Genomic DNA, 5,060 nt, shown 5'->3' on the forward strand with positions numbered 1-5,060 from the left:
CATATTGATGGAACCTTTAGTGCTAAAGAGCGTACAAAACAACTTGACTGGTTAAAGGAAGATGCGGGGGAAAATACGTGTCGTGTGCTAACCAATGTACGCTGTCTTTCTGAGGGTGTTGATGTTCCTGCTCTTGATGCTGTTCTATTCTTACACCCGCGAAAAAGTCAAATTGAGATTATTCAAGCAATAGGCCGTGTCATGCGTCGAGCAGAGGGTAAGAAAAGAGGCTATATCATTCTACCCGTTGGAGTACCGGCTGGCATTCCACCAGTACAAGCCTTGGAAAATAATACAAAATATGATGTCATCTGGCAAGTCGTCAATGCTTTGCGTGCCCATGATGAGAGTTTTAATAAAATAATCCACCATATGTCCATAAAACAGGACGTAAGCTATGCCCTTGATATTATTGTTCCTTCTCAAAAGGCTACCTCAGAAGATACAACTGTGGTTATTGATGACTTACCTATACGCTCAAAATCAGAATATTCAGGACTGAACATTGGATCACCAACTTATGAATCCTTTCACGGATATAAACCAGAAGAAGAATTATCCCTTTTTTCTCAATATCCGGATGTCATTAGAGCAGCTATTGTTAAGAGAAATTACGACCCTAGCTATTGGAAAAGATGGGCAACCAATGTTGCTGATCTTGCTCAAAATCATATCACACGCTTAACCGAAGTTTTAACAAAATCAGAAACGGAAACGCGGCGGGTGTTTAATGGTTTTATGACCGAATTACGTAACAATTTAAACACGACCCTCTCCGAAGAAAATGCGATTGAAATGCTTGCACAACATCTTGTGACGCGTCCAGTCTTTGATGCTTTGTTTGAGGGGCATCAGTTTGTTCAAGAAAATCCCGTCTCTTGTGCTTTACAACGTGTACTTAATATCCTTGATAAAGTTACTCTTAAAGAAGAATCTCAAGATTTCAGAACTATCTCTAGGAATGTACAATTTTACACACGAGGAACTACAAGTCTTGAAGCACAACAAAACTTAATTGTAAAGCTTTATAATGAATTTTTCCGTCATGCTTTTCCGCGTACGGTAGAAAAATTAGGAATTGTTTATACGCCCATTGAGGTTGTGGATTTTATCATTCATTCTGTTGATGATGTTTTACGCAATGAATTTGGAAAAAGCCTTGGTTCACGGGGTGTCTCTATTCTTGACCCTTTCACGGGAACGGGTACCTTTATTACACGGCTTTTACAATCAGATCTCATCAAACCAGAGGATATGGAATATAAATACCGTTATGATATCCATGCCAATGAGATTGTCTTACTTGCCTATTACATAGCAGCGATTAACATTGAATCGACCTATCATAGTATCATGAAAGGAGAATATATCCCTTTCAAGCATATTGGTTTGACTGATACGTTTCGGATGCTTGAAGAAAAGAATCTGCTGCAAAAATTATTCAAAGAAAACAGTGAATATTTAGAGCATCAAAAGAAACTGGATATCGAAGTTATTTTTGGTAACCCTCCTTATTCGATAGGACAAAAAAGCGAAAACGACAATGCAAAGAACACTCCCTATCCCATATTAAATAAACGTATTGGTGACACTTATGCCGCTCATTCAAAAGCAAGTCTTATGCAGGCGCTTTATGATAGTTACATCCGCGCCATTCGCTGGGCAAGTGACCGTATAAAAGACCGTGGTGTGATTGGTTTTGTTACAAATGCAAGTTTTATAGATACAAAATCTATGGATGGCTTACGCAAATGCCTCGTTGAAGAATTTAGCAGCCTTTATATTTTTCATTTACGTGGTAATCAACGAACCTCTGGAGAACTTTCTCGCAAAGAAGGTGGAAAAATTTTTGGTGAAGGTTCTCGTGCCCCTATAGCGATTTCTATTTTGGTTAAAAATCCAAATGCACAACAACATGGGAAAATATATTTCCGTGATATTGGAGATTATCTCAATAGAGAAGAAAAGCTTAAGACAATTAAAAAATTTGGTAGCATTAATGGTATTACACGGAGTAAACAAGGTTGGCAAATAATTACACCGGATAGGCATAATGATTGGATAAATCAACGTGATGACAGTTTCAAGACATTTCTAGCTTTAGGTGTTAAGAAAGGTCATGATACAAAGCTTTTTGAAACTTATTCCTGTGGCGTTCTAACCAGTCGTGATGCGTGGGCATACAACTCAAGTCGTAATGCTTTATCAAAAAACATGTACAACATGATTAACTTCTATAATAGCGAAGTGGAGCGCTTTAACGAAGCTTATGGACATGTTGATCGCAAAATACGTGAAAAGGCTATAGACAATTTCGTTAACGCTGATGCTACAAAGATCAGTTGGAGTAGTACTCTTAAACGAGAATTTATAAGAGAAAAATTATTTGAGTTCGAGGAGACGTGCTTTATTCAAAGTATTTATCGCCCTTTTACAAAACAATGGCTCTATTATAATCGTGCTTTCAACGATAGAGTTTCCATAATGCCATGTATATTTCCTATAGGAAAATCAGTTGAAAATAAAATGATACAACTTACAGGCATAGGAGCAAAAAAAACCTTTTCTGTTCTTATGATTAAAGCTGTGTCTGATTATCAGGTGATAGAAAACGGTCAATGCTTTCCGCAATATCTTTATGAAGATATTGTATCCTTAAAAGAGAAAAGTGAAAAGCAATCCCATTTATTTACAAACTCTATAGAGGAAAACAAAACAGCTGGTTTACAACGCCGTGATGCCATTACGGATGAAGGATTAGCACATTTTAAAGCCGCTTATCCTAATGAAACTATCACTAAAGATGATCTATTTTATTATGTTTACGGGATTTTGCATTCAGAAGATTACCGCACCCGTTATGCTGATAACCTCTCTAAAGAATTGCCTCGTATCCCTTGTGTAAAGAGCACTGAAGATTTTTGGAAATTTGTAACTGCAGGGCGTGAACTGGGGCATTTGCATATGAACTATGAAACTGTAGAACCTTATCCTGTAACCTTTAAAAAAGGTGATCCAAAACTCACTGATATCCCTAATCCTGAAAAATTCTATTATGTTACAGAAATGAATTTTTTTGGGAATAGTAAAGTAAAAGATAAATCGACAGTTTTTTACAACAGCAATGTCACAATGACAGATATCCCTCTTGAAGCTTATGAATATATCGTCAATGGTAAACCCGCTCTTGAATGGGTTATGGAACGGCAATGTGTAAAGACTGATAAAAAGAGCGGCATTGTTAATGATGCCAATCGCTATGCTGTTGAAACCGTTGGAAACCCTGCTTATCCTTTGGAGTTGTTTCAAAGGGTTATTACCGTAAGTTTAGAAACAATGAAAATCGTTAAGAACTTACCAAATTTGGTATTAAGAGAAACTGAATAACTTATAAAGCATGCTTACAAATGGGTATGATAAACTCGTAAGGGGTATAGAGCTTATAACTGTAGTCTATACCCCTTTATACATTGCTTGCATACAATCTTTAAAAGGATAATTTATCATGCGTTATTCTAAAAAGAAGAAACTTGCACTTTTAGATACTCTTATTTGGATTGCCTTTAAGAGGTTATATCGTAATCTAAAATGAGTGCTTTATTGTTTTCAAAAGCTTTGTTTAAGGAGAGTTATATATATATATATTCATTTTGCTTATAGGTTTTGAAGGTGTAAAAATCGTCAAAACCCCCTCAAAACGTATATTATTAGTTGAATTTATAGGTTGTGTTATCAATATGGGTTGTTTTTTTAAGATCTGTAAAATCTTAACCTATTGAAAAATAACGTTTTTGCTTTTTATCGTTTTTTTACATAATAGCAGCAACCCTCAAAACTCAAAACCCCGTCAAAACTCATAACTATAATGATCTTGATAGCATCTCTTATGAGTTACAAGCTATCTTTTGAAAAGCTTTAAAGGATCATATGATTTTCATAAAGCACGTTGTAATCATTCTCTAAATCATAAGGTTATCTATTCAAAAGAACTGATTAAAATTCATAAAAGGGATTTTGATAACGTAATCAGTTTTTAATTTCATACGCTTTTCATAAGACACGTGTTAATCACTCACTAGAAATATAATTTTATCTTTTAAAAAGAACTAATCAAAATAACAAAAGCCTATTAAAAAGGATTTTGCTAATTTCTATAATTATCAATCCCTCTTTAGATAGTTTCATAAGTGTTTTCATAACAGTCTCTAAATTACAATTATCATATGTATCATTTTTATCATGAAAATGAAAAATAACACCATGGCTATAAAGCATATAACAGCTATAGAGAATGCGTAAAAATAACAGCCTTATTTGAATAAAGCAAAAATGCAAATGAATGCGTTGGTTATAAAGATCATCTCTATAAAAAACTGTTAAGTTGCAAATGTGTTATAAACAAAATTCACAAAAAAATTAAAAATCATTTAGTGAAAAAACTGATAGGTTATAAAGATAAAAATACGCATTATGAGAGCGTTTATAAATATTATAAATGTATAATTCAAAAAACAACACAATCGTTTCATAAAGCCCATAATATAGCTTTAAAAGCACATAAATATAAAAGAAGCAATTAATAAGCACATGATATTATCAATACATAACGCATCTAAAAAAATACAAAAAAATATCAAAAAAGATAAAATATTATTTGACAATAAATACGTATTTTGTTATATAAATAATCAAGTGCTTAACAACACTAAACAAACAGCGGGTAGATTACGAAACAATCTTTCCCATCTTTTAAAATACTGACTGTCTTTTATGTTATGATTAGCATATAATGATTATGTCGGGTGTGGTTACACCATACAATACTCTTTATGAGAAAAGTGTAACGACGGACTGTTTGCCGTGTTTGTTAGCACCCGGCGCCCTTCTGGGCTGTCAATAACAATATTATTCAAACAGGTTTTAAATATGACAAATATATCAAAAAACACCCCCGTTCTCTCTAACATTGCAAATGAAATCGCATCTGTTAATCAACAAGAGCCTGCAAAAAAATACGAATTTATTGATGATTGTGAATATATCGATGGTCATTTCTTAAC

Annotated in this window: 1 protein-coding gene; it reads left to right on the forward strand. The window is 33.9% G+C overall.

The annotated features are described in order from the left end of the window. Positions 1 to 3,387: type ISP restriction/modification enzyme (locus tag ACFILL_RS08645; RefSeq protein ID WP_375643768.1), on the forward strand; the 3,387-nt coding region annotated here is incomplete at its 5' end. Between the last annotated feature and the right edge of the window lie 1,673 nt (positions 3,388 to 5,060).

Origin of the sequence: Bartonella sp. AP20NXHL (genome assembly GCF_042196165.1) — a bacterium.
Classification (GTDB): Bacteria; Pseudomonadota; Alphaproteobacteria; order Rhizobiales; family Rhizobiaceae; genus Bartonella.